At 78.7% G+C, this 1,042-nt stretch carries 2 protein-coding genes; one reads left to right on the top strand and one right to left on the bottom strand.

Annotation, left to right across the window (positions count from 1 at the left end; all coding sequences use genetic code 11):
- A partial coding sequence (locus MCAG_RS33285; protein ID WP_198141476.1) for a VOC family protein occupies window positions 1-665 on the top strand: 665 nt, incomplete at its 5' end.
- A gap of 81 nt (window positions 666-746) precedes the next feature.
- On the opposite strand, the gene MCAG_RS33280 is transcribed toward MCAG_RS33285, so the two are convergent.
- On the bottom strand, window positions 747-1,042 hold a 296-nt coding region (locus MCAG_RS33280; protein WP_036372053.1), incomplete at its 5' end, for a hypothetical protein.

The following is a 1,042-nucleotide window of genomic DNA, read 5'->3' as shown; positions in this document are numbered from 1 at the left end:
TTCTACGCCGGCCTGCTCGGCTGGGCGTACGCCGGGCTTGTGCCGGCGGCGACCCAGCCCACCCGGGACCGGCGGGCGGGGTCACGGCGTACGCCGGGGGGACCCTCGCCGCCGAGCTGGAGCACGGTGCCGCGCCGGCCCGCTGGTGGCCGGTCTTCGTCGCCGCCGATGCCGAGGCCGTCCGCGTCGCGGCCGGCCGGGCCGGGGCACGCCTCGACGGTGGCGACGTGCACGACCCGCTCGGCGGGTCCTTCCGCGTTAGCGCCGGCACGGACGTCGTCGTCCCCGGCCCCGGCCGGCCGAGCTGGTACGAGTACATGACGACCGCCCCCGCCGACGCCGACCGGTTCCACGCCGACGCCCTCGGGCTGCGCGCGAGCGCGCCGCCGGACGCCGGAGACGACTCGTACGCGCTGCTGCTGGCCGCCGGGCGGCCGGTCGCCGGCCGGCTGGCGCTGCCCCCACCGCTGGCGGCCCTGCTGCCCACCGGCTGGATGGTGTACTTCGCCGTCGCCGATCCCGACGCCGTGGCCGGGCGGGCGTCGGGGTTGGGCGGCCGGCTGCTGGTGCCGCCCCGCGACGTCGCGACCGGCCGGGTCGCCGCGCTCGCCGACCCGGCGGGCGCGGTGTTCACCGTCATCCGTCCGGCCCCGGCCCCGGAGTAGCCCTCGCGCCACCCGGGCCACCCGCGCGGGCCCGCCGGGCGGCGGCCTGCGGCCGGGCTCGCAACCGCACGGCCGGCCCGGTCACTTCCGCCACGCCGGCGCCATCCGTTCGGACATCTCCCGCCAGAAGGCCCGCAGGTCGGATCGGTTGACCGCCTGCCACCCGGCCCGCGCCTGCGGGCGCAGCCAGTGGCCGACCAGGTCGACCTGCCGGGCGCAGAAGACCTCGTCCATCTGGTACGGCAGCTCGTCGCCCTTGGGCGGCAGCGGACAGAGCCGGAACGGGCAGTCGTCGATGCAGGTGGACCCGGGGTGGACTTCGTGGGCCTGCCGGCGGCTCAGGGTCACCCGCAGGGCGCTGCGGTCGATGGTGAGAC

The organism is Micromonospora sp. ATCC 39149, from assembly GCF_000158815.1.
Taxonomy (GTDB): domain Bacteria; phylum Actinomycetota; class Actinomycetes; order Mycobacteriales; family Micromonosporaceae; genus Micromonospora.
Note: the sequence above shows the minus strand (reverse complement) of the source record. Positions and strands in the feature narration are given on the sequence as shown.